General features: G+C 61.2%; 19 protein-coding genes. 8 read left to right on the top strand and 11 right to left on the bottom strand.

From position 1 onward, the window contains the following. Positions 1-282: 282 nt before the first annotated feature. Positions 283-1224 (top strand): TIGR00730 family Rossman fold protein, encoded by a 942-nt coding sequence (locus AB5287_RS07500; protein ID WP_022527535.1) that lies wholly within the window; start codon positions 283-285, stop codon positions 1222-1224. A gap of 45 nt (positions 1225-1269) precedes the next feature. Here the strand turns inward: AB5287_RS07500 and AB5287_RS07495 are convergent, their stop codons facing one another. The 7 genes from AB5287_RS07495 to AB5287_RS07465 form a co-directional block, all read right to left on the bottom strand. Further along, on the bottom strand, positions 1270-1935 hold the full coding sequence (locus AB5287_RS07495) for an O-methyltransferase (RefSeq protein WP_007052063.1): 666 nt from the start codon (positions 1933-1935) through the stop codon (positions 1270-1272). 93 nt (positions 1936-2028) lie between these two features. Then, positions 2029-2994, bottom strand: a complete 966-nt coding sequence (locus AB5287_RS07490; RefSeq protein ID WP_065454587.1) for a succinate dehydrogenase/fumarate reductase iron-sulfur subunit — start codon at positions 2992-2994, stop codon at positions 2029-2031. 95 nt (positions 2995-3089) lie between these two features. Then, positions 3090-4955 carry an FAD-dependent oxidoreductase gene (locus tag AB5287_RS07485; protein ID WP_007053431.1) on the bottom strand — a complete coding sequence of 622 codons (1866 nt, stop codon included), beginning with the start codon at positions 4953-4955 and terminating at the stop codon, positions 3090-3092. 56 nt (positions 4956-5011) lie between these two features. Then, on the bottom strand, positions 5012-6712 hold the full coding sequence (locus AB5287_RS07480) for a DNA-processing protein DprA (RefSeq protein ID WP_196025128.1): 1701 nt from the start codon (positions 6710-6712) through the stop codon (positions 5012-5014). Continuing rightward, complete coding sequence (locus tag AB5287_RS07475; protein ID WP_007052067.1) at positions 6709-8244, bottom strand: YifB family Mg chelatase-like AAA ATPase; 1536 nt, start codon at positions 8242-8244, stop codon at positions 6709-6711. Before AB5287_RS07475 ends, AB5287_RS07480 begins: the two co-directional genes overlap by 4 nt. 58 nt (positions 8245-8302) lie before the next feature. Further along, on the bottom strand, positions 8303-8806 hold the full coding sequence (locus tag AB5287_RS07470; protein ID WP_007053429.1) for a YraN family protein: 504 nt from the start codon (positions 8804-8806) through the stop codon (positions 8303-8305). Positions 8807-9041: 235 nt separating this feature from the next. Continuing rightward, positions 9042-9914, bottom strand: coding sequence for a pyridoxamine kinase (locus tag AB5287_RS07465; protein ID WP_131219636.1), 873 nt, complete (start codon positions 9912-9914; stop codon positions 9042-9044). 552 nt (positions 9915-10466) lie between these two features. On the opposite strand from AB5287_RS07465, the gene AB5287_RS07460 reads away from it, so the two are divergent. From AB5287_RS07460 to AB5287_RS07450, 3 genes are all read left to right on the top strand, one after another. After that, a complete protein-coding gene (locus AB5287_RS07460; RefSeq protein ID WP_065437137.1) occupies positions 10467-11783 on the top strand; it encodes an O-acetylhomoserine aminocarboxypropyltransferase/cysteine synthase family protein in 1317 nt (438 codons plus the stop codon). A 348-nt stretch (positions 11784-12131) separates the two neighbouring features. After that, a complete protein-coding gene (locus tag AB5287_RS07455) occupies positions 12132-13046 on the top strand; it encodes an ABC transporter ATP-binding protein (protein ID WP_014485730.1) in 915 nt (304 codons plus the stop codon). 28 nt (positions 13047-13074) lie between these two features. Beyond that, positions 13075-15930: an ABC transporter permease gene (locus AB5287_RS07450; RefSeq protein WP_227248144.1), complete on the top strand. Its 2856-nt coding sequence runs from the start codon at positions 13075-13077 to the stop codon at positions 15928-15930. Positions 15931-15962: 32 nt separating this feature from the next. Here the strand turns inward: AB5287_RS07450 and AB5287_RS07445 are convergent, their stop codons facing one another. Together AB5287_RS07445 and AB5287_RS07440 are read right to left on the bottom strand one after the other, a co-directional pair. Next, positions 15963-16853 carry a response regulator transcription factor gene (locus AB5287_RS07445; RefSeq protein ID WP_080826483.1) on the bottom strand — a complete coding sequence of 297 codons (891 nt, stop codon included), beginning with the start codon at positions 16851-16853 and terminating at the stop codon, positions 15963-15965. Between the two features lie 21 nt (positions 16854-16874). Then, the gene (locus AB5287_RS07440; RefSeq protein WP_368220986.1) at positions 16875-19334 is read right to left on the bottom strand and encodes a histidine kinase; all 2460 of its coding nucleotides are present in this window, start codon (positions 19332-19334) and stop codon (positions 16875-16877) included. A gap of 85 nt (positions 19335-19419) precedes the next feature. Between AB5287_RS07440 and AB5287_RS07435 the strand changes: the two genes are divergently transcribed. The 4 genes from AB5287_RS07435 to AB5287_RS07420 all read left to right on the top strand — a co-directional run bounded on the left by AB5287_RS07435 (position 19420) and on the right by AB5287_RS07420 (position 24473). Beyond that, a complete protein-coding gene (locus tag AB5287_RS07435) occupies positions 19420-20898 on the top strand; it encodes an alpha/beta fold hydrolase (RefSeq protein ID WP_015713444.1) in 1479 nt (492 codons plus the stop codon). A 61-nt stretch (positions 20899-20959) separates the two neighbouring features. Further along, on the top strand, positions 20960-21781 hold the full coding sequence (gene proC, locus AB5287_RS07430) for a pyrroline-5-carboxylate reductase (protein ID WP_007055389.1): 822 nt from the start codon (positions 20960-20962) through the stop codon (positions 21779-21781). Positions 21782-21914: 133 nt separating this feature from the next. Next, a complete protein-coding gene (ychF, locus tag AB5287_RS07425; RefSeq protein ID WP_065454584.1) occupies positions 21915-23009 on the top strand; it encodes a redox-regulated ATPase YchF in 1095 nt (364 codons plus the stop codon). 207 nt (positions 23010-23216) lie between these two features. Next, positions 23217-24473: a tyrosine-type recombinase/integrase gene (locus AB5287_RS07420; protein ID WP_015713445.1), complete on the top strand. Its 1257-nt coding sequence runs from the start codon at positions 23217-23219 to the stop codon at positions 24471-24473. A gap of 62 nt (positions 24474-24535) precedes the next feature. Here the strand turns inward: AB5287_RS07420 and AB5287_RS07415 are convergent, their stop codons facing one another. After that, positions 24536-25309 carry a DUF1829 domain-containing protein gene (locus tag AB5287_RS07415; RefSeq protein WP_007055098.1) on the bottom strand — a complete coding sequence of 258 codons (774 nt, stop codon included), beginning with the start codon at positions 25307-25309 and terminating at the stop codon, positions 24536-24538. Next, entirely contained in the window at positions 25306-25758 is a 453-nt protein-coding gene (locus AB5287_RS07410; RefSeq protein WP_007057201.1) for a hypothetical protein, read from the bottom strand. The genes AB5287_RS07415 and AB5287_RS07410 overlap by 4 nt, the downstream gene beginning before the upstream one ends. Positions 25759-25771: the final 13 nt, after the last annotated feature.

Genomic DNA, 25771 nt, shown 5'->3' with positions numbered 1-25771 from the left:
GCACCCTCGCCGACGGCACCGCCAGTGTGGAAATCGACTTCCGCCACTGATGGCTTAGATGGTCCCTACTCCATTGTTGGCCTTGTTTCGTGAAAACCGTACGCTGAGACGCGCTCAGTGTACGTTCTTCACGAGATGAGGCCTTATTTCGCGGAAAACGTACGCTCAGTGTCACTCACCGTACGTTCTTCACGAAGTCAAGGATGATTTCGCGGAAAACGTACGCAGAGCTTCAGGCGCTAGAATGCGAAGAGTCGATAGCGCCGTACAGGAGGACATTGGATGGCAAAGAAGCAGAAGAAATCCAAGAAGAACGACGGCAAAAAGGCCGCTGAAGCAAAGAATCTAGCCGAGGCCGCATCCAAGTCCGCAGTCGTGGACGATATGGAACCATTGGAAGCCACAGCCGCGAATGATGCGGCGGCGTTGGAGGCTGAGACGGCAACTGAGGCTGCGGCCACACCGGTGAACCCGGTCGATCTGGAGGACACCTCGCCGCTGGGCGATACCTATCATCGCGGCCCGGTGATTCTACGCGGCCAGATGATTCCCTCGGACAACACCACCGCCAACCTGCTGAAACCCGATCAGGACACCGACTGGCTGCACATGGACCCATGGCGTGTGCTGCGCATCCAATCGGAATTCGTGGACGGTTTCGGGGCGCTCGCCGAGCTCGGACCTGCGGTCTCTATTTTCGGCTCCGCACGCACCCAGCGCACCGAATCGATCTACAAGGCAGCACGGCGCATGGGTAGCCAGATAGCCAAGCGCAACATCGCCGTCATCACCGGCGGTGGTCCCGGCATCATGGAAGCCGCGAATAGGGGAGCGGCACTGGCCGGCGGCAAATCGGTGGGACTTGGCATCGAATTGCCGCACGAGCAGGGGTTGAACCAGTGGGTGAACCTCGGCATGAGCTTCCGGTACTTCTTTGTGCGAAAAACCATGTTCATCAAGTATTCCTCCGGCGTGATCGTATGCCCGGGAGGCTTCGGCACACTGGATGAGATGTTCGAATTATTGACCTTGGTCCAGACCCACAAGGTGGCGAATATTCCGGTGGTGCTCTACGGCAAGGAATACTGGCAGGGGCTCTTTGACTGGCTCAACGGTCCGGTGGCCGAGCATGGCATGATCTCGACGATCGACCCGAAACTGGTCACCGTAACCGATGACGCCGACGAAGCCGTGGACGTGGCCGTCAGCGCAATTGTGAGGTAAGCGAGATAGAGTGGCTCCCCTCTCCGAGGGGAGCCAAGGACAGAGTTACTTTTTGTAGGCGATGAGCAGGCCGGTGCCGTCAGGGGTGAGCGTGGACTCGAAACCTTCGTCATCTTCGACGGTGGTGAGCAGCTCACGCATGGCGATGGCCTTGTCGCTGCGGTCGGCCGGATTGATCACGCCGCCCTGACCGTCCTCCAACGCCAGCACATCGGTGAACACGATCACGCCGTGCACGCGCAGCAGACGGGAGGCCTGGGCGAACGTGGCGGCATAGTTCTCGGCGTCGCCCGCCACCACGATCAGATCGTAATCATTGGCGTTGAGGCGCGGCAGAAACACGCTGGCCGGGGCGTTCACCGCACGCAACGTGGTGTCGGTCTCGTCCTGCAGCTCGGCGAACGCCTTGCGAATCAGCGCGATGCCCTGGGCGGTGGAATCGACCGCAGTCAGCAGGCCCTTGTTATCCAGTGCATGGGCGAGCTGCAAGGTCTCCACCAGCGAGCCGGTGCCCACGGCAATCACCGAAGCGGCGCCGGTGATGCGCACCAGCATGCCCAGCAGACGGGCCTGCGCCGCCGAACCCTGCAACTGGCCGGACTCGTCGGCGGCCGTACGGGTGTCGGTCAACGCATCGGATTCACGTTCGCGCGCGTGTTCCTCGGTGAATTCCCATGCCTTGGCGAGGTTGGTGTACTGCGTTCTGTCCATAATTCGTTCTTTCATGTCTTCTCTCGTGCGGGCACCCAGCGGATGCATCGACGCATGTGCTTAGGCGATCGCCGCAGCCAGCCGCGGCGCGGCTTAGCGCTCGCGGACCTTAGCCACGATCTGCCACATCTCCTCGCCCACATCGATGCCGCGCGGGCAGTGGCGGGAGCAGGCGCGCACGGACTGGCAGGCGGCCACGCCGTCGGCGGTGTCGATGGCATCCATACGCTCCATGGCCTTGGTGTCGCGCGAATCGTTGACGAAACGGGAGGCCCAAATCAGCGCGGCCGGGCCGATGAAGGCGTCGCCGCCGGCGTACACCGGGCAGGCGCCTTCGCACACGCCGCAGGCGATGCAGTTGCTCAGCAGCTCGTATTTGGCGAGTTGTTCGGGGTTCTGCAGGTATTCGAACACGTCCACCTTGCCTTCGGCGGTGGTGGCGAGCACGCCGTCCGCCTGAAGATACGGGGTGAGCTTCCTGATCTGGTTGAGCATAGGGTCGATGTCGGCGATGAGGTCGCGCTGCGGCGGGAAGCCGGGCAGGGACGCCAGTTCGATGACTCCCAGCGAACCGTTTGCGGTTGAGTTCTGGCCGGTCGCCGCGTTTGCGACGTTTTCCGCGGAATCGTCGGATTCCTCAGTCTCGGTGCCGGTGTGTCGGAACCCTTCGTCATCGACTTCGAGCATGGCGCCGGGTTGCTTGGCCCAATCGCGGATGGTGGCTGTGCACAGCAGGGTGGGGGTGCCGTTGATGGCCACGGCGTCCGAACCGCACATGCCATGACCGCACGAATAACGGAAGGCCAGCGTCGGGTCGACGGTGCGTTTGATGGTCAGCAGGCAGTCGAGCACGGTGTCCGAGGGGCGTGCGGGAATCGTGTACTCCTGCACCCACTGCTTGCCGCGCGGACGACGGCGCGCCGCCGAATCCGAGCCGCCGCCGAACGGGGAGCCTTTCTTGGCAAACGGGCTGCCACCGCGTGCACGTTCGGCACGCTCGGGTCGCGGCGTGAAACGATGCACTTGCAGGGTAACCGTCGTGTTGCTCGCCTCAGCCATGTTCTGCCTCCATGAAACAGTGGGATATCAAGTCCAGTATTAGCCAACCTATTGTGCCACAAGCCCTAGGCGGCTTGGATATTACCACCAGCGGATCAGTACTCGCGCTTCTTGGGCGGATAGTCGGTGATGTGCACCGGCTTGAAACTTACCGAACCATCATCGGCGACCATCGAGTGAGCAAGGAAATGCTCATCGTCGCGTTCGGGGAAATCAAGGCGTTGCATGGATCCGCGAGATTCCTGACGGGATTCGGAAGCGTGCAGCATGACCTCGGCCAGTTCGATCAGATGACGGACTTCCCAGATGGCGGTGACCTCCTGATTGAAAGCGGCGGTCTTGTCATGGGCCCGCAAGGTATCGGCAACCGGTGTGATGTCACCGTTGATCTGGGTCAACGCCGTATCGATGGTCTGAGCGGTGCAACGTACGGCCAGAGCCTGCTCCATCACTGATCCGAGTTGGGCCATGAGCTGATAAGGATTGGCGGTGGGCACTCCATCGTCTGAATCATCTATTGGCCCGGCGAGCAGTTCGTCAAGCTCCGCTTTGCGAGAATCGGCAGCCTGATCGGCGGCATCGGTCAGCATGTCATCGGCCGAATCATCGGCCATGGGGGAGTCAACCGGGTTCTCGGCGATGCGTGCGGCCATCGTCTGACCAGCGCGTGTGCCGAACAGGCAGGCGTCGAGCAGAGAATTGCCGCCCAGACGATTCGCACCATGTACGGAGACACAAGAGCATTCGCCAGCGGCGAACAGTCCATCGACTACCTGCACGGCACCGTCGGCCCAACGGTACACCTCGCCGTCGGTGGTGATGGGGATGCCGCCCATCGTGTAGTGTGCAGTGGGCTTGATGGGTACTAGGTCCTTGGCCGGATCGAGGTTCGCGTACTGCTCGATGGTTTCGACCACCTGCGGCAGCACTTCCTTCATACGTTCGGGGTCGATGCCGGTCATATCCAGCCAGACGCAGTCCTTCGGACCATCCGGGTCCTTCGGGTCGGCGACGCCGCGACCGGCGTCGATCTCCGCCATGATGGAGCGGGAGACCACGTCTCGTGCGGCCAGATCCTTATGCTCCGGAGCGTAGCGTTCCATAAACGGCTCACCGTCGGCGTTCCTCAGAATGCCGCCCTCGGCGCGGGCCGCCTCGGACAGCAGGATGCCGGTGTGCGCGAGCCCGGTGGGGTGGAACTGCACAAATTCGATGTCCTCCAGCTGCAGACCGGCGGCCAAGGTCAAGGCCATGCCGTCGCCGGTCAGATCCCAGGAATTTGACGTGGTGTGGAACAGTCGGCCCGCGCCACCGGTGGCAAGCAGCACGTTGCGCGCGTGGATGGCCTGAATCTTGCCCGAATGCGTGTCAAAGGCCACGATGCCGGCCGCCTGCTTGCCGTCGTCGGCGAGCACCAGGTCGGTCACATACCATTCCTCGGCGAACTCGACGCCGGCGGCCACGCACTGCTGCCACAAGGCGTGCAGAATCTGGTGGCCGATGCGGTCGGCCGCATAGGCGGCGCGCTTGACCGGGGCGCCGCCGAACTCGCGCGTGTGGCCGCCGAACCGGCGCTGGGCGATATGCCCGTCCTCGGTACGGGAGAAGGCCACGCCCTGACGCTCCAGGTTGATCACGGTCTGCGGCGCGTATTCGGCGAGCAGTTTGGCCGCATCCTGGTCCACCAGCCAGTCGCCGCCCTTGATGGTGTCGTAGTAATGCCAGTGCCAGTCATCGGACTCCACATTGCCCAGGCTCGCGGCGATGCCGCCCTCGGCTGAACCGGTGTGCGAACGCAGCGGCTGCAGTTTGGAGACCACGAGGATCTTCGGGTCCACGCCTTGTTCCTTGAGCTCGGTGATCTCGGGGGAGCGCAGCAGTCCCAACGCCGCCGACAGGCCGGCCGCTCCGGCGCCGACGATCACCGCATCATACATATCTTCCAAACGTTTCGGACTCATGGGTTCGATTCTCGCACACCCGCCGAACAGCCTTCGAGCCGTGTCATGGAAGCCGATTAGCCGACACGGCTGCTCAGCTTGAGCATCCCGGCATCCCGCTCGATCACTCCCTTCAGCTCCAATGCGCCGAGTAGCTCAAGTATGGTGCCGATATTGGGAATCTCGTCGGGTACCGTCTCTCGCGCCACGCGCAATAGTGCGTCCGGGGTGACGATGAGATGTCGTTTACGGCATTCACGAATCAATGCCACTAATGTGCGTTCCATTTCCGGCAGCTTGGCGATAATGATACGTTGTTGGGCTTCCTTCTCGGGATCGGGCTTCGGCTTGACACGAAGATCCGGCATCTGATGCGACGAGGGCAGCTCTTCACCCTTGCTTTTGTCGTTACCGGAATCGGCGGTTGCGCTCGCCGGCCCATCCTTGGATTGAGTGCGCGTAGGCTGAGTATGCTTGGTCTTCGAACGTTTCGAATGACCTGAATCTTGTGACGACTCCTGTGACGCCGATGATTCCGAGGATGCTGGCGATAACGGAGTCGTTGCCGGCACTTCCATGGCCTCCTCGTTTTCGGACGAGTCCTGACCTGTGGATTTCGGTATGCCTGGGCATGCCGCCATAACGGGCTTATGCCGTTCATGGCATATATCCTCAGTGGATGTGGCGGCACACAGAATCATCGCCCGGTGGTCGCCGATCATCTTATTGCACCCGGCGTTGCAAGGCTGATTGATGTCACCGGGAACCGCATACACTTCGCGCAGCAATTCGCATGCCCATCCCGCGGTGTTGAGCGCTCCGGAACGCAACCGGGCTTGCGTCACAATCAATGTGGAAGACATGGCCGCGATAATGCGGTTGCGGAGTAGAAAACGACGGGCTTCGGGAATCGTCCCTGGGCACAGTTCACTGATCAGTGCACCACCCTGCGCCTCGATACGTTCGAACAGCGTGCGGTTACGCATCGGTCCGATATGGTTGAGCCCGCCGGCGAATACGGCAACGGTTCTGCCCACATTGGCGGGCATTCTGCCGTGCAGCGCATTCAACGCTCCCCAATGTGCCGCCGCATCCGTGCCCATTGCGCCTCCGGACACGACCAGATGCCCGGCAACGACTGCCTGTTCGGCTACGGTGTGTGCCACATACCGGCCGTATTCGGTCACGTCCCGTGAACCGACGATGCCGACCGGTTTGGCGCAACTGGTCAATGCGCGTGGATCGCCTTTGATCCACAAACACAGCGGTGGCGCCCAATCGGAGCGAATGGACAGGTCGGCCAACTGCGAGGGCCAACATGGATGGCCGGGGCCGATAATCCATTGCGTGCCATCCATAGTGAACCAGTCGCCCAGTTGGATGATGTCTTGCGAGGGCAGGTCCATCATGCGGTTATGCCAGCCGGCCAGTGCATTGCGGAAGGAGCGCATCGCGTTCGCCGACGCCTTGCGGCCCCATCGGGTGAGGCCATCCACGAACATGCGGTCAATGCGTGACAGCGCCGGGCCGCAGATTCCAGATGGCTGGCTTGGATGGGATTGCGCCAACGCGTGCCAGAGGGATTCGGCGCTTTCCGCGCCTTTGAGCGCGGCGTACATCATCACATCCGCCCCATCAAGACAGAACGTGAGCGCGGCGCGGTACAACGTATCCGTGGGAGGCATGGGAATGGTGCGCGAAACAGCGAGGCCCGTATCGGTGTGATCCACACTGCCTGCGGTGCCGCCAGATTGTCGGATATCAGTAGCGTTACTCATGTCATCCTCGTTCTCATTTCGATGCCCTGATGGACGTCCTGCTCGGTGGGGGATACGCGGCCGGCCAGATCGGCGAGCGTCCAAGACAGACGCATGGCGCGATCGGCCCCGCGCAATGTGAGTTGATGATTGGACAGGGCCCGATTGACCAATTCCATCGCTTTCAGCGATGTATTGGCGTGCAGCCATTTGCCCGAAGCTTGCGCGTTGCACACCCATCCATACTGTCTGAACCGGTCTTTGGCCACTTGACGGGCACGAATCACACGAGCTTGTATCCCGGCACTGGACTCGCCGATTGGCTCGCTTTGCGCGGCAATGCGCGAGACTGGTGGCACCGCCATCTGAATATCCACACGATCCAGTATCGGTCCGGACAATCGCGAGAAATAACGTATACGGTCTTTTTCCCGGCAAGCGCAACGTTCGCCGGTGCCGTAATAGTATCCGCACGGACAGGGGTTGGCCGCCATGATGAGTTGGAATGAGGCCGGGTAGTAGGTGCTGCCTTTTGAACGGGAAAGCGCCACATACCCGGATTCCAATGGTTCGCGCAACGTCTGCAGGGCGCGTGCGCTGAATTCCGGTGCCTCGTCCAGAAACAGAATGCCTCGATGCGCGCGTGTGATTGCGCCGGGAACGGCGATGCCGCTGCCACCACCCACCAAGGCCGCCGTGCTGGCGGTGTGGTGCGGTGCCTCGAACGGCGGCATGTCGGTGATGCCGTACTGAGGCAGTATGCCGCACAGCGATCGAATCGATGCCACCTCCAGCTGTTCCGCCTCGTTCAACGGGCACATGATGCCGGGCATACGTGAGGCCAACATGGTTTTGCCGCTGCCTGGCGGGCCGGTCATGATGAGATTATGCCCGCCTGCCGCCGCCACTTGCAGTGCCCATTTGGCATGCTCCTGACCTAGAACCTCGTTCATATCGCCACAATCGTTGGGATGACTTGTGGGCGATTGATCCGTGGTGGTCTCGTCGGTAACCGGTGTATCGGGAATCGTATAGGTGGCATCGCCGCCCATCAGTTCGATGAGCTCACCCACATGCCTCACGCCCACTACATCCAGTCCATCCACCATCGAAGCCTCGTCAAGATTGCGATGGGGAACAATCATTTTGCGCACGCCACGTTCCTCGGCATGCAGCATGATCGGGAGCAGCCCATGAATCGGCAGCACCGAGCCGTCAAGATTCACTTCGCCGAGCACAATGGTATCTTCTAGGCAATCATGCCCTATGGCACCCGCCGCACATAGGACGCTGGCCGCGATGGCCAGATCATGCGACGAACCGCGTTTGGGCATGGCCGCAGGGCTCATGTTCACGGTCACACGGGTTTGCGGCCAACCGAATCCAGTGGCTTGACACGCTGATTTCACGCGCTCGCGGGCTTCGGACAACGATGCATCCGGCAATCCGATGATGCTGAAGTATGGCAAGCCAGGGCTGATGAAAGCCTGCACTTGGACGATGAAGGCCTTAAGGCCGATCAGTCCGACTGAGAGGGTGCTGCCGATAGCCATGTCTACTCCTTTCACAATGTGTTTCGCAACGTGGCTGTTTTTTTTTGGGGGGGGGGCTTCAGAAGGCATTTTCAATGTGATGCACGAGCGGCCTGCCCACCCGAAGCACGATGGTGACGACATCGAAACGGACCGCCGAATGCGGCACCCGATTACGCCGGTCAAGTAGCCAATCGCAGGCGGCTTTCCTGAGATTGTGCTGTTTCGCCGGCGTAATGGCCTCTTGCGGATATCCGTAATGCATGGACCGGCGTGATTTCACTTCGACGAACACCACCGTGTACTCGGGATTGAGCATCACGATGTCCAATTCGCCGTAACGGGTATGCCAATTGCGGCTCAAGGTCGTCCAACCGTGTTCCTCCAGCCACGCGGCGGCATACTGCTCGCCGAGCGCGCCGAACTGTTTGGGCGTCAGATTGCGGTCGCCCATCGTGGCCGCAATCCGTTCCGAAGGCAGCATTGCCTGCGGATCAGGTGAAGCCAGCATGGGCTGGTGAAAGGCAAGACCGGCGTCGATGCCGGACTTCGTCGTCGGCTGAGTAGGTGGTAAAGCGTTCATGATTCCACTGTGCGGGTTACTTATGTAAGAGCACAAGCGCAACCGGCAAATGTGGATACTATGACGCGGTTTGGCGTGTTGTGGATAACGTGTGGATGAAAACTCGGTTATCCACCATTAGTTCAGAAGGTTTACCAAGGCTCCCCAGTCGGCTTCCCTGTGACGACAGACAACCCGCCGAATTGTTCGCTGAATACGTCAGACCCAGTGAGCGGAGAGGGGAGCCAAGGTGCGGTCACTTCACCAAATCGGTGAGTTCGCCGAGGTTCAGTTCGAAGCTGACGCCACGATCCTCGAAATGCGGCTGGTTACGGGTGCTGACCATGGCGTGTCGCACGAACTCGCCGGCGATTTCGGCCGACTCGGCCAGGCCGCGGCCGGCCATCACCGCGCCGCACAGGGCAGATGCGAAGGCGTCACCCGTGCCGTGAATCATGTATGGCAGCTTTTCATGAGCCAGCTCGATCTTGCCGGCAACACCGGTGGAAGCGCTGGCCATATAGTTGACGATTTTGCCATCGCCATGGTCGATGCCCTTCAGCACCACGTTCTTGGCACCCAACTTCAGCAGAGCACCAAGCAGCTCGTTAACCGTGGCCTCATCAATATCCTGGCCGGGATAGTCACGCTTGGTGAGAATGCTCGCTTCGGTGAGGTTCGGCATCAACACGTCGGCACCATCGGCCAGCGCGCCCATTGCCTCGCACAGCTCCGGTGTGTACGTGGGGTACATTTCGCCGGCGTCTCCCATCACCGGGTCGACCAGACGCAGCGCGTTCGGATATTCACGGTAGAGACGCTGAATGATCGCCACCTGATCGGGGGAGCCGAGGAAGCCTGAATACACGCCATCCAGCTCCACGTCTTCCTTCTGCCAGGCATCCAGATAGCCGGAGAGGATATCCGTGGTGTCATGGAACGTGAACACTGCATAGCGCGTGTGCGCCGAGAACAGGGCGGTCGGCACCGGGCACACATCGCAGCCGGCGGCCGAGAGAATCGGAATCGCAGCGGTCAGCGAGCACTTGCCGTAGCCGCACATGTCGTGCACGGCGGCCACGCGCGGGATGTACTTCGGATCGCGGTCGTACAACGTAACGTCGGACACTAGAAAACTCCAATCAATCAGACGGATGTCACATAATCACAGTTGACACTAGTCTGTAGGGATACGGACACGCTAACCGGTATTCATCTGGTGAGGTTCCGTCGCCGAATTCAACAGATCGCTCAAACTCCTAGCGACAGAAATCTTGGAAATAAAACCATCCACCCCAAAATTCCGTTGCTGGTTCCATCTGAGCGACAGAAATTTCGGAAATCATCCCATTCGTCCTGAAATTCTGTCGCTGACGTCACCTCAGTGACAGGATTTCAGGAAATTGAGGATGATTTCCTAGATTTCTGTCGCGAAGAGACGTGGAAGTGTCTCGGCGTGTCGTGAGATTTTTGATGACTATTTTGCCCGACGTAACCGCCTCATATCCCAATGATTCCAAGGGTTTATAAGGGTCTATAGGCAAGCCCGATAACGTTCAGCTTGCGCCGCGCGGCCCAAGCGTCGTAACTTCATAACCAACACCTCGCCAACCGCCCGAACACGGCAGGCGGGTGGCAAGGAAAAATCCTCGCGACCTAGCACAACCAAGGAGAAAGACCCATGGCCGAGAACAACAAGAAGTACCGTTTTGAAACCCTGCAGCTGCATGTGGGCCAGGAGCAGGCCGACCCGGCCACCGATTCCCGCGCCGTGCCGATCTACCAGACCACCTCCTACGTCTTCCACAACTTCGATCACGCTGAGGCCCGATTCGGCCTTGCCGACCCGGGCAACATCTACGGCCGTCTGACCAACTCTACCCAGGGCGTGTTCGAAGACCGTATCGCCGCTCTTGAAGGTGGTACCGCAGGCCTTGCCGTCGCCTCCGGTGCAGCCGCCGTGGAATACGCGGTGCGCAACATCACCCAGTCCGGCGATCACATCGTCGCCGCCAAGAACATCTACGGTGGCACCTTCAACCTGCTGCGTCACACCCTGCCGCGTGACGGCATCACCACCACCTTCGTCTCCGCCGAGAATCCGCAGGAGTTCGAGGACGCCATCCAGGAGAACACCAAGCTCGTCTACTTCGAGACCTTCGGCAATCCGAACGCCGACCTGCCGGACTTCGAAGCCATCACCGCCATCGCCCACAAGCATCATCTGCCGGTGATCGTCGACAACACCTTCGCCACCCCGTACCTGTTCCGCCCGCTGGAGCACGGTGCTGATGTCGTGGTCGAATCCGCAACCAAGTTCATCGGCGGCCACGGCACCACCCTCGGCGGTGTGATTGTGGAAGGCGGCAACTTCAACTGGGCCGAAGTGCCGGGCAAGTTCCCGACCCTGACCGAGCCGGATCCGTCCTATCACGGATTGAACTTCTACGAGGCCCTGGGCGGATCCGCGTTCGTGACCCGCATCCGCGCCATCCTGCTGCGCGACACCGGTGCCACCCTGTCTCCGTTCGCCGCATTCCTGCTGCTGCAGGGCACCGAAACCCTGTCGCTGCGCGTCGAACGCCACGTTGAGAACGCGCTGAAGGTCATCGACTACCTGAAGACCGTTCCGGAAGTCGAGTCCATCTCCCACCCGTCCATCGAAGGCCGCAAGGACAACGAGCTGTACAAGAAGTACTTCCCGAATGGCGGCGGCTCCATCTTCACCTTCGACATCAAGGGCGGCAAGGACGCGGCACGCGTGTTCATCGACAACCTGCACCTGTTCAGCCTGTTGGCCAACGTGGCCGACGCCAAGAGCCTCGTGATTCACCCGGCCTCCACCACGCACTCCCAGGAGACAGTGGAGGAGCTCGAGGATCAGGGCATCCACCAAGGCACCATCCGCCTGTCCATCGGCACCGAGAACATCGAGGACATCCTCGATGACCTGAAGGGCGGCTTCGAAGCCCTTCGCGCTTCCGGCTTGGCCAAGTGAGGTCGACAGGAAGGTTGACGGCCCGATGAGAAGGGGCGCGATGCTAATGGGGTGCATCACGAATCATCGAGCCGCATGGGGTGCCTTCCGCCTGATTGCTTGACCCAAGGAATAGAAAGCTCGCACTGATGTCATGCAGTGCGGGCTTTCTTGCGTCTGTATGCCTCACACTGTTTGCGCAGAGGCATGAATAGTGTGAGACCTGAGACGACATAATCCTCAAGGATGAGGGCCGGCGCGTGGCCGACCGCCCAATTCAGTCTGGCGCACGATGGGGCGCGCCGTTATTTCTTCATAAGTTGGAATCATCATCCGGGCATAAGGCCCGGCCAAATATGGAGAGACATTATGAACGTGCAGAACCCGGCCGCATCGCGCGGCATCGCTATTCAGGCCGTCGACTTGGTCAAGAACTACGGCACTGGCAGCAATATGGTCCATGCCCTGCGCGGCGTGAACGTGAGTTTCGAACGCGGCAAATTCACCGCCATCATGGGCCCGTCCGGCTCCGGCAAATCCACGCTTATGCACACGCTCGCCGGCCTCGACTCCGCCACATCCGGGCATATTCTTTTCGGCGGGGCAGACCTGACCCGCATGAACGACAAGCAGCTCACCTTGCTACGTCGCCACAAGATCGGCTTCATCTTCCAAAGCTTCAACCTGTTGCCCATGTTCACCGCCGAACAGAACATCCTCATGCCACTGACTCTCGCCGGAGACAAGCCCGACCACGCCTGGTTCGACCTGCTCGTCGATACCCTGGGACTGAAGCAGCGCCTGAACCACCGACCGAATGAACTGTCCGGTGGCCAGCAGCAGCGCGTGGCCATCGCCCGCGCGCTGATTACCAAGCCGAAGCTGGTGTTCGCTGACGAGCCGACCGGCAACCTCGACTCCGTTTCCAGCGCCGAAGTGCTCGGCTTCCTGAAGCGTTCGGTCAACGAGCTTGGCCAAACCATCGTCATGGTCACGCACGATGCGGTGGCCGCCTCCTACGCCGACCGTGCCATCGTATTCGCCGACGGACAGATCGTGGCCGACGAGGCGAATCCCACTGCCGAAACGATGAACGATCTGCTTATGGCCGAACGCGAACGTGCCACGCGCGCTGCCGTCACCAGCACACGCGCCGACACGCTCGCCCGTCTTGCCGGCGTAAAGGATGTGCCCAACCTGCCCATCACCGACGCTCCATTGCCCCCAGCTGGGAGAACCGGCACCATGCATCATGCCCGTGCCGCCGCACAGCACGCTCGCTGAGACGGAAAGCGAGAGACAGGACACCCCCATGTTTTCCATCACTCTGAAACTTATGAAGAAAAGCGCCAGGATGCTGATTCCGGCAGGCATCGCCATCCTGATCGGCACTGCGTTCATCGCCGCTACCTTCCTGTTCGGCAACGCGATGAACGATGCGCTTGCCGCCCAGAACACTGCCCAGCTCGGCGGCGCGAACTACGTGATCAGCCCGGATGGCGGCAAGGACCTGACCGATAAGGACCAGGACTACATCTACACGCGCACGGTTAACGACTTCCAGCTTGACCGCATCCGCGCCACCGAAGGCGTCAAGGACGCGCGCGCCAGCTACGCGGGTTCCGTGACCGTAACCCGTGGCAACAAGCATGCCAGCAGCTACGTCATCACCACCGCCGCAAAACGTACGCTGCTGCCGGTCACCATCACGCAAGGAGACCAGCCGGCGGACAGCAACGAGATTGCCCTGACCAAGTCCGTAGCCGACCAGCTTGGCGTCAAGGTAGGGGACCGTGTGACCGTCAACTCGCAGGCGGCGCAGTATGCGGGCAAGACCGGCGATTCGGCCGGTAATACCGGTGACGCTGGTGATGAGTCGGCCCAGAACGCCGATGGCACGAGCTCGCACGACGGTGATTCCGATGCCGCGTCAGGTGCGTCCGCCTCATCCGACGGTGTCGACATAGCCGTCGACTCCGGCATGACCGTGCGCGTGGTAGGCCTCACCGACGACCCGAACGGTGCCTACGCCTACTACGGTGGCGCTTCCGTGCTTTCCGACAACGTTATTACCGCGATGGCCGGCAGCAACGATTTCGGCAACCTGCCTGTCTACCTCGTCTATCTCGACATCGACGATGCCAGTGACACGGCTGCGGCGTCCACCGTAAAACAGGTCAGCACACTGCTCCCTAAGCATTTCAGCGTGCAATCCCGTGCCGCGCTCGTCGAGGAATCCGTCAAAAGCATGAGTTCGGGCGAAACCAGCATCACCACCATCTTCCTGCTGAGCTTCGGCATACTTGCCATGCTGGTCGCGGCACTCGTCATCGCCAACACCTTCCAAGTGCTTGTGGCGCAGCGCCGCCGCACACTCGCCCTGCTGCGCACCATCGGCGCGAACAAAAGCCAGCTGTATGTCTCCGTGCTGTTTGAAGCCGGTGTGCTGGGACTGATCGCCTCCGCACTGGGAGTGGGCCTGGGCATCGGACTCATGGCCGCACTATGCCAGTCGGGCCTGATGAAAGCCACCGGCATGACCATGCGACTGGTGCTATCCGGTCCGGTGTTCACGGTGCCTATGGCATTCGGCATCATTATGACGGTGATTGCCTCGCTAGGCTCTGCGCGTTCCGCTACCGCCGTCACCCCGCTGGAAGCGTTGCGACCCATCGAACTGACCGACACGCGACGGGCCGGTGTGGTCCGCGCCGTGATTTCCATGCTGCTGATTGTGGCCGGCGTGGCACTGTGCGCATTCTCTGTATGGCAGATGTCCGAGAACATCGCCGGACGTGATTCAATGGCCGACAAGCAGTATCCGCTGGTGCTGCTCGCCGCCATCATCGGATGTGCATTGATCTTCCTTGGACTGGTGCTTTCCGCCACGTTCTGGCTACCGGTGCTCATGCGCGGCGTGGGCGCGATGGTTGCACTGGCCGGTCCGTCCGCCAAAGTGGCACATGCGAACATTCAGAAGAACCCGCGCCGCGTGGCCGCCACCGGTGCCGCACTGCTTATCGGCGTGACGCTGGTCTCCACCATCGCCACCGGTGCCGCCAGCGCCAAGCAAACCATGAACGAGGCGCTGACCACGCGCTACAGCGTCGACATGATTGCCGCTGGCACCGATATGACTGGTAAACAGGCCAGCGAGGCAGCCAAAGTCAAGGGCGTTCAGCGCGGTATCTACGCGCCGACCCGCATGATGACCATGAAGGATGCCGACGGCAAGAGCCTGAGTGTGCTGGTCGTGGGCGTGGATGGCGTCGACGCGCTGCGCAAGGTGGTGCGCTCCGATTTGTCCGGTGTGACCATTGATGGCGATTCCGTACTGATGCCCAAGTATTCCGCCGCTACAGGCAAGGATATTCCGCTGGACAAGAGCGTTACGTTCACGGCTGGAGCGGCCGAAGCACAAGCCGATGCCGCCAATGGTCCGTCCGGCAATGATGCGAACGGCAGCGCCGAAAACGGCAATGGACAATCCGGCGGCACACAGACGCTGACGCTCAAACCGCGGAAGGTGGACTATCGCCGCATCGCCTCCAACTACGCCGCGGTCGCCTTCGTGGACGCCAGCCACTTCACCAACGGTGGGATCAAGGCCGACGGGCATATCATGCTTATGCGCATTGACGCCGAAGGCGCGGGTGTTGCGTTGAACGACGTATTCACCAACGTGCAGAATGTGTTCTCCGCCAGTGCGGGTGTTACCGTGACCGGTCCGGTGGCCGAACGTACTCAATGGGAGACCATGATCAACGGCATGATGGCATTGTTGGTCGGTTTGATTGCGGTGGCTGTGCTCATCGCCTTGGTCGGTGTGGCGAACACGCTGAGTCTGTCGGTGATCGAACGCACACGCGAATCCGCCACCTTGCGTGCCATCGGCATGACGCGCGGCCAACTGCGGCGCTCGCTGGCGGTGGAAGCGTTGCTGCTTTCGCTCGTCTCCGGCGTGGTGGGAGTGGTACTGGGTACCCTGTTCGGCTGGCTCGGATCCTACATGGTGTTTAGTTTGTACGGCGACACCGTGTTCCCGTTCGAATGGGCTACCAACGGTGTGGTGCTCGGCGTCGCCGCGCTCGCCGCTCTGCTGGCCAGCGTGGCTCCCGCCCGCCGAGCCGTCAAGACGCCACCCGTCGAGGCTTTGGCCGAGGCGTAGGGCAATAAGCTCCCTCATCAGAGGGAGCTTTGTTACACCAGCCCGTTATCGTACGCGAAGACTACGGCTTGTACGCGGTCGCGGGCGTTGATTTTGGCCAGAATATGTGCCACATGGGTTTTGACGGTGGGCAGAGAAATGAAGAGCTTGTCCGCGATCTCCTGATTGCTCAGACCATGGGCGATCTCCACCAGCACCTCGCGTTCGCGGTCGGTAAGCAGATCCAGTTCGGGATCGGTGTATGCCGGGCGTGACGTATTGGAACCGTCGGAAGCGGCTCCGGCAGGGGAGGGGAAGCCGGTCATCGAGCCAGCACCGTTGTCGGCCGCACCGCCAGAGACGCCGCCGGCGGAACCGTACACGGCACCGGAGTGTGTGGTTTCTCCACCCAACGAACCATGCTGCGCGTAACCGTCCTGCATCATCTTTTCGATGAGTCGCTTCGTGGCGGAAGGCGCGATAATCGCATTGCCTTGGAATACAGTACGAATCGAATTGAGCAACGTTTCCGGTTCGGTGTCCTTGAGCAGGAAGCCCGAGGCGCCGGCATTGATGGCCGCCATCACATACTCGTCCAAATCGAACGTCGTCAGAATGATTACGCGCGTCGGCCGGTCGTCAGCCGATTCGGCCGAGACGGTCGCGTCGGCGGCCAGACTGGCCGAATCGGCCGCGTCGCCCGGCGCGGCGGAGAGCGAGGTAATACGGCTCGTGGCCTCAATGCCATCCATGCTGGGCATGCGCACATCCATCAGCACCACGTCGGGATGCAGGGATTCCGCCAACGCCACGGCTTGGGCGCCGTCGGGTGCCTGCCCGACCACCTCCATATCCGGCTGCGAACCAATGACCATGGCAAAACCGGCACGCACCAGCTCCTGGTCGTCCGCAATAATCACGCGAATGCTTCTGCTCTCGTTCATGCTCTCCACTGTATCCGTTTCCTATCGGAGCGCCGCTCCATGGACACCCTGATTGTTCCCTGAGTTCATGTTCGTGGACGAATCCGTCTGAGATGTGGATTCCGCCTGCCTCATCTGGCTGGACAGAGGAGCAGCCGGTCGCAGTTGCATGTCGGGTTGTGCGCCTTCATGCATCTCGTCGCTGAATCCGGTTTCACGCAGCACCGTCAGCAATTGCCGCATGTGCGCCAGAGCCGCACGCCCGCGTTCCCCGATGACCGTGAACGCGGCGATGATCTGCTCGCTATCGGGAGCCGGTTCGGAGTTTAGCATGGCCAGCCCATCATCGGCTTGCGTGATCACCGATTCCAACGTATTCAATACCTCGGCCTGCATGGCCGTGCCGATGCGATTGCGCTCCAGATTGGCGGCCAGCACCTTCTGCCGATCCTGCTCGGCCTTGAGCGCTTCCTCGCGTTGCATGAGCACCAGCGCGTTCGAACCGCGTGAACGGCTCCACCGGGCCATCGCAATGCAGGCAAAGCCAAACAGCATCACCACGCCACCCGGCATCAGACCGGAAAGCACCAGCAGCCAGCGGGACATCGCCGATTCGCCGTTGAAGGGCAGCAGCATCTGAATCAGCATCCCATAGCCGTTCCAGCCGGACATTATCTTGATGCCGGCCAGCCACGAATCCGCAACCAGTGCCACGCTGACCCAGCGCCACGCATGTTCGCGGCCATACAGCACGGCGGCATGCACGGACACCAATGCGAACATGTTGACGGTCAGGATGGATGGCAGAAACAGCAGCTGCACGGCGGACAGAATCGCCATGACCAGCGCGCTGCCCTCTGGGAAGCGGCGACGGAACGCCAAAGGCGAGAGCATAATAATCGTCAGCGTTATAGTCGGCACGCGGTTCGGCGAATACGGGGCATTGCCGATCATCTGCAAATCGCCATACGTGGCGGAATTAAATAGCGCAATCAGCACGATAGTGGCGATAACGTCCATCAGAAGATAGTGACGCTCGGTCCACTGCGCAAATCGACCCACCCAGTTCGACTCATGCGTATCTCCTTGGTCGAGTACTTTGGGGCGCGCCCGATTCATCAATCCTCGTATACGCGAGATAATGGTTAGCACCGGATCCTCCGCATCGGTGCCAGACTGTGGGGCGGCAGAGGAGAGCGGAATCGTAGCCTCCACAATAAAGCCACCATTCGGCCCTGGGCCGGCCTGCACGCTGCCGCCCAACGACTCAATGCGTTCGTGCATACCAACCAATCCGTATCCGGGCTTATGACCGTCTGCTGCAGACGCCGCGCCACGGCCGTTATCGGATACGGTAATCGACAGCACATCGTTTGACCAGAATTCATCGATGGTGGCTTTAGCACCCTCGCCCGCATGTTTGCGCGTATTGGTCAGCGCTTCCTGCACAAGACGGAACACGGCGGTTTCCGCGTCGGCGGACAGCCGGTCAGGTTGCGCTTTGCCGGTCATATGCCGGGACACCACCAGATGGCCATCAAACAGCGAATCGATGTCGGCATATCCGGTACTGCCACTCGCACCGAACACATTGAACAGACGCTGCATATCACGCTGCGCGCGTTCCGCTTCATGGCGAATCGTGCTCATCGTATGCCTGGCGACGGCAAGATCATGCGCGCCCGCATATCGGCCGCCATCCGACTGCACAATAATCGTGGAGAGTGTATGTGCCACCACATCATGCATATCACGGGCGATGCGTGCGCGTTCGGCCAGCGCCGCGATGCGCGTCTCCTCGGCCTCTTTCGCCACAATGGAGGCGTTGCGCTCGCGCATGGCCGCCAGCGTGGCCTTGCGCGCTCGCTGCCACAAGGCCATGATGATGACGCTCAGCACGCTCGATTCGATGAGCGCCGCCTCCATGCCGACGTCAGCGAGCATCTTGGCTCCGCAGTTGACGGCGCCGCTTGCCCCCACGACGCCGGTGACCGCCGGGCATGTGGGCATCGTGATGGCATCGGCCAGCCAGCCGTCGCGGATGGTGCGCGAACCGGAGGAAGGTCCGGCGAACAGCGGACCCACGTTGAAAGACACCGACCAGACCGTCGCCGCGACCAGTCCCATGACGAACGCCGTGACAATGAACCGCCAGGAATGTCGGGGACTGCCGTACAGAATCACCGAATACACCATGATCAGGGCGTAGAAATCGAAATACGTGATTGCCGGGCCGAGCACAAGATGCGTGATGGTCAGCGCCACGAACAGCCAGGCCGCCGGCTCCGGGCGATACCTGCGCAGCATCAGCGGCACGAAGACCGGCAGCGACCACAGCGTCATCGATGCCTGAGTTGCGGGAAACAATATGCCGCCCGTCGAATCAGGGCTGGTGACGCCGTTGAACGGCACGCAACCGGCGATCAGCGCCGCGGCGAGCAACGTGTCCCATAGCAGTGTGCGGGTCGACTCCCGTGCGCACCATGCCCTCACGCGCGCCATCATCTCCATAACGCACAAGGCTAGCGTGTCCGGCGACGAACCGGTATCACTCTTCAGGAGGATTTATGGACTAGAGTCTTGAACCATGACAATGCTGAGCAAATACTACGTGCCCGGACTGGCCATAGAGGACCATTCCATCGATGTTCCGCTCGACTGGACCGGCCACGAGCCCGGGCGGGCGTTCGACGGGGAAACCATCAAACTGTTCTATCGCGTGGTCACCACGCCCGAACATGTGCATGACGACCTGCCGCTGCTGATCTTCCTGCAAGGCGGTCCCGGCGGTGCCGGCCCGCGTTTGAACAGCCCGACCTCCGATGGCTGGATTGAAGAGGCCACCAAGCATTTCCGCGTGATTCTGCCCGACCAGCGCGGCACCGGCCGTTCCTCGCGCGTGGACACGCACGTCATGGCCCGCATCGCCGCCGCGCACGACGATGATGCCGCGGCCGGCGCACGAGCCCAAGCCGACTATCTGAAGAAGTTCCTTGCCGATTCCATCGTGCGTGACTTCGAACATCTGCGCCTGACCGAATTCGGTGGCCGCAAGTGGGTGACGATGGGCCAAAGCTACGGCGGCTTCCTGACCCTGACCACACTGTCCCTGTTCCCGGCCGGCGTAATCGCCAGCTTCACCACCGGCGGCATCCCGCACGTGCCGGCCGACGCCGCTGAAGTGTACGAGCATACCTTCCCGCGCATGGTGCGCAAGACGACTCAGTTCTACGAGCGCTACCCACAGGACAAGGAGCGCGTGGCTGCCATCGCCGACAAGCTGCCGACTACTGCGGAAGTCGCCGAATTCGTTGGCAAACTCACCGATTCAGTACTGAATCCGATGGCTGGTACCGATGTGGAGCATCGACTTGGCGTGATCGCCGGCATGGCCGCCCACGGCTTCCCGCTGATGCCGAACGGCGACCCGCTCACCGTCGAACGCTTCCAGTGCTTGGGATCCGATTTTGGCATGAAGCCGAGCTTCGAGCGTGTCCATTGGATTCTTGACGACGCCTTCCTTGATGGCGATGGTTCCGCTTCTGCCGACTCGCCGTTGTCTGACGAATTTTTGACCAAGGTGATGAACGCCACTTCGTCGCGCCCGCTGTACTGGCCGCTGCAGGAGTTCATCTACGCCAACGGTGAGATGGAACAGCCGATTCGCTGGGCCGCCCAGCGCGTGCGCGATGGCAAGCCCGAATTCGGTGCTGATGAACGCCCGCTCAACTTCACCGGCGAGGCCATGTTCCCGTGGATGTTCGAACAGGAGTCTGCGTTGCGCCCGTTCAGGCCGGCCATGGACCTGCTCATGGAAGACACGCACTTCGGCGTGATCTATGACGAAGACCAGCTGGCCCGCAATGAGGTGCCGCTGCAGGCCGCCGTTTACTTCGACGACATGTATGTCGATTCCGGTATGCAGCTCGACACCTTGAGCCGCGTGGGTAACAGCCACTACTGGACCACCAACGAATTCGAGCATGACGGTCTGCACGGCTCGCTCGTCTTCAAGCACCTCTACACCGAAGCCCTCAACCGAGGCGACCTCGAAGAACTGTTCTGACTCAAGGAAGCAAGCTCCCTCTGATGAGGGAGCTCTGTATACATGCACGAAAGGAAAACGTATGACTCAGAACCTCACCATCGGTTTTATCGGATATGGCAACATGGCCCAGGCCATCGCCCAGGGCTTCGTTGACGCGGGCGTGGTCACCGGCGGCCAGATGGTCGCCTGCGCCGCCCACTACGACAAGCTTGAGAAGACCACCGCCGAACTTGGCTTGCGCCCGTTGCGCAATGCGCTGGAAGTGGTGACGGCCGCTGACGTGGTCATCATCGCCATCAAGCCCTACCAGATTGCCGCCGTTGTCAAGCCGCTGGCCGACGAACTTGCCAAGCCGGGCAAGATCGTCGTCTCCATCGCCGCCGGCTGGAATCTCAAGAAGTACCAGGACCTGTTCGCCACCGAAGACGGCGAATCCGTCGACTCTTCGGACATTCATATCCAGTGCACCATTCCGAACACTCCGATGGCCGTGGGCAAGGGCGTGCTCGTCACCGAATCCGTCAACACCCTGACCGACGACGAAACCGAAACCTTCGAGCAGCTGTTCGGGCCGATCAGCCTCATCGAGCGCGTGGACACCGCGCATATGAACATCGCCATGGTGGTGGCCGGCTGCGCGCCCGCCTTCACTGACATGTACATCGAGGCCTTGGGCGACGCCGGCGTGCAGTACGGTCTGCAGCGAGCCACCGCCTACCGGCTCGCCGCCAAGATGGTCGAAGGTGTCGGCGCGCTCTACATGGCCACCGAAACCCATCCCGGGGCCATGAAGGACGCCGTGTGCTCGCCCGGCGGCACCACCATCAAGGGCGTCGCCCAGCTCGAAAAGGACGGTTTCCGCGGCTCGGTCATCGACGCCGTCGATGCCATCGTCGGCTGACTGCCAATCAGAGTTCGCGTATATTCGCATATCACAGTCAAAGCCTTCGAGCCGTATGCTCGGAGGCCTTTGCATATGGCCGGTTCACCACATGCAGGTTCAAGGTGTCCAGCTTCTCCCTAGACTTGGAATCATGTCTCTTACTATCGGAATCGTCGGACTGCCCAACGTCGGCAAGTCCACCATGTTCAACGCACTGACCCGCAACAACGTGCTGGCCGAAAACTACCCGTTCGCCACCATCGAGCCGAACACCGGTATCGTGCCGCTTCCGGATGATCGTCTGCCTGTGCTGGCCAAGCTGGTCAACACGGAGAAGATCGTGCCCGCCACGGTGACCTTCGTGGACATCGCCGGCATCGTCAAGGGCGCCTCCGAAGGCGAAGGCCTGGGCAACAAGTTCCTGGCCAACATCCGCGAGGCGGACGCGATCTGCGAGGTCGTGCGCGCCTTCGAGGACGACGACATCGTCCACGTCAACGGCAAGGTGGATCCGGCCGACGACATCGACACCATCAACACCGAGCTGATCCTCGCCGACCTGCAGACCATCGAAAACGCGCTGCCCAAGCTGGAGAAGGATCTGCGCGGCAAGAAGATCGAGCCGGCCTACATGGAAGCAGTCAAGCAGGCAAAGACCATCCTTGAAGCCGGCGAGACGCTCGATAAGGCCGCACGCGAAGGCCGCTTCGACAAGGATTCCGTCTACGACCTGCATCTGATGACCGCCAAGCCGTTCATCTACGTGTTCAACGTGGACGACAACGAGCTGGCCAACAAGGACCTGCAGGCTAAGCTCGCCGCATCCGTGGCCCCGGCTCCGGCCGTGTTCCTCAACGCTCAGTTCGAGGCGGACTTGACCGAGCTCGACGAGGCGGATGCCCGCGAAATGCTCGAGGACGCGGGCTTAAGCGAATCCGGCCTTGACCAGTTGGCCCGCGTCGGCTTCGACATCCTTGGACTGCAGACCTTCCTGACTGCAGGCGTCAAGGAAGTGCGCGCCTGGCAGATCCACAAGGGTTGGACCGCCCCGCAGGCCGCCGGCGTGATCCATACCGACTTCGAAAAGGGCTTCATCAAGGCCGACATCGTCTCCTACGACGATTTCGTGGCCGCCGACGGCTCCATGGCCAAGATCAAGGAGGAAGGCAAGCTCCGTCAGGAGGGCCGCGACTACGTCATGGCCGACGGAGATATTGTGGAGTTCAAGTTCAACGTCTCGAAGTAGGGTGTGAACACCCTAGAGAACGGCGTGATTCCAACGTTTTCGAGTCTTCGGAACTGTGGAATCGCGCCGTTTTTTCGATTATTGAAGAATGGCCGATTATGCCCCGTATCTGGCCGTTTGTGGCCCGGATAGTGTGCCAATAGAGTGCCCTTTTTGAGGGCGCTTGTAGCGGATGCTCGAAGGCGCTCCCGACAAGGGAGGAACATCATGGCGACGAACGGCAGACGACGCACGAAGGGTGCGGGAAGCATCATCCACCGCAAGGATGGCTCGTGGGAGTTCCGGCGTGAGGTCGGCCGCGACCCCGCCACGGGCAAACGTCGCTACGTCTCGGCCAAGGGTCGCACGAAGGCGGGCGCGCGCGAACGGTTCGACGCGAGGATCGCGGAGATGGAGCGCACCGGTCTGCTGCCCGGAGCCAAGTCGCCGTATCTGAAGGATTACGCGGAACGGTGGCTGGAGGAGTACCGGCTCAACGTCAAGCCCACCACATACCGGACACGCGCCGGCAGGATCCACGCGTGCATGGAGGTCATCGGCTGCGTTCGCCTCACGGATCTGACACCTGACCATGTGCGCCAATGCATGCGCGTGCTCTCCAAGCGGCTCGCGCCCTCCACGCTCAAGGACCATTTCGTGAGCCTGAAGATGATGCTCGACCAGGCCGAACTCGAAGAACTCATCCCCGTGGATCCATGCCGCAGGGTCAGGCCGCCAAGGGTGGAGCCCACCGAGACGAGGATCCTCTCGCCCGACCAGCCGAAACAGCTGATCGAGGCAGTGCCCAACCGAGGGGCGAAACGCCGCGGCCCGGCCCTGACCGTGGACGTGGATGAATCCTGGATGCTGCTGTTCGAGCTTGCGTTCGCCGCCGGCATGAGGGAGGGCGAACGATATGCGCTCATGCCCTATGAGCTGGAGCAACGCGACGGCGTGCCCGGCATCAACGTGCAGCAGCAGATCCAGCAATACGGCAAACCGGAGGACGCCGTGATACCCGCCTGGCTCAAAGCCGAGCACCTGTACGGCATCCTGTGGCTCACCACGCCCAAGACCCACGCCGCCCACCGGTTCGTACCCATATCCACGAGCCTGTGGCAACGGTTGTGGGCGCGCGTCAAACGACTCGACATAGGCCCGCGCGAACTCATATTCACCAACTCACGAGGCAACCCCGTGCGCAGCTCCACCGAACGCCACAACTGGAACAAGGCCTTGAAGGCCGCCGGCCTCCCGCCGGTCACCATCCACAGCGCACGCCACTGGACCGCCAGCATGACCGCCCGGGCCAACATGCCCGACGATGCCCGGACCGCCATCATGGGCCACACCAGCATCAGCATGACCAACCACTACACCCACAGGGACACGGCCAGCCTCGCCAAACTCCTCGGCCAAGCCATCCCCGACCTGCATGATGACATGGATGTCATCGATGTCCAAGTCATCGACGAAGCCGCGTAAACGCAAAAAAGCCCCGGCGCTCGCGGTGAGTCGCCGGGATGAGTCCTTATATGGCCCGGAAGCTACGCGGCGAGTTCCACGGGAGCCCTCTCTTCCAATTTGGAGTAGGGGATGACGGTCACACCGTAGTTGCGGAACGCGGTGAGCGCGCCGCGCTGCAACGGCGTCTGCCGGTCGTCGCCGATGACTATCAGCCGGGAATCCCTGCGCTTGGGATCCTTCTTCGTGTCATCCCAGCCGAACATGATGTCCTTCACGGCGTCCTTGTCGAATCGGTTCGGAGCCTGGCAGAACCGGGTCGGATGGTTGGCGCTGCGCTGGAACAGGAAGTCGAAGCTGTGTTCGTAGCTGGATACGCCGCGAATGCCCACGTTCGGAGTGTAGAACACCTGGCATGAGTCGAGCTTCAACGCCACATCATCGGCGAAATAGGACAGCACCCTCTTCTGCGAGGTCTCCAGCATGGAGCCGATATCGGTCAACGCCTGCACGAAACGGTTCATCGCGTCCGGACGGCTTCCTTCGGTCTCCAGGGTGATCTGCCCGTCATCGCCGACCATGGCGCCGAAACGCAGGGCGAGACGATTGATGCGCTCGCGTCTCGATTCGGTGATGGTGACGCCGTTGAGGTCGAAGGACGCCATCGTGTACCCGTCGTCGGTGAACGAGGTGACTCCGTCGGTGGTGCGGACGTAGAAGCAAAGGTCGTCGTTGGAGCGGTCGAGGAACGGCAAAGTGACCTCGCGCCATTCGCCGACGTTGCGCACGGATGATTCGCGTTTGAGCCATTCGCCGTATTCCGCGATGAGCTCGTCGGTGGCGGTGGTCTCGTTCATATCAGTTTCTCCTGGAAGTCCGGTCTGTGGATGACGTTGAATCTGTCCAACAGCCTTATTGTATCGTTCACGAAGTCCGGTGATTCGATGTCCGCAGTCTGGGCGTTCCAGTCGTCCTCGCCTTCCTTGTAGATGTGCCAGTGGGTTCCGCTGATTCTCTCGCCGTCGGGGTTCGTGTGGGTCGAGCCGTTCACGCATAGCCGCAGCAGGGGCACGCCGAGCCGTGTGATTCGAGCGGACATGGAGTGGCGGTCGGCGTTGATCGCGCCCTTGAACACGGCTATGGTGAACTTCTCCCCGTCGTCGCCGAGCACGTGGAATTCGGCGTTGCGTTCTCCCGCCGCGGGCATGACGAACAGCTTCTCCACCGAGTTCTTCACCTCGGCGATGAGACGTTCCGCCTCGTCCTGCGAAAGCGTGTAGATCGGTTTGCGGTTCTTCCTCGACATTTCCCTTTTCCTA

The sequence above is a fragment of the Bifidobacterium sp. RTP21102st3_E2_RTP21102_210122 genome (assembly GCF_040916945.1).
Classification (GTDB): Bacteria; Actinomycetota; Actinomycetes; order Actinomycetales; family Bifidobacteriaceae; genus Bifidobacterium; species Bifidobacterium longum.
This window is presented reverse-complemented; position numbering and strand designations above follow the sequence as displayed.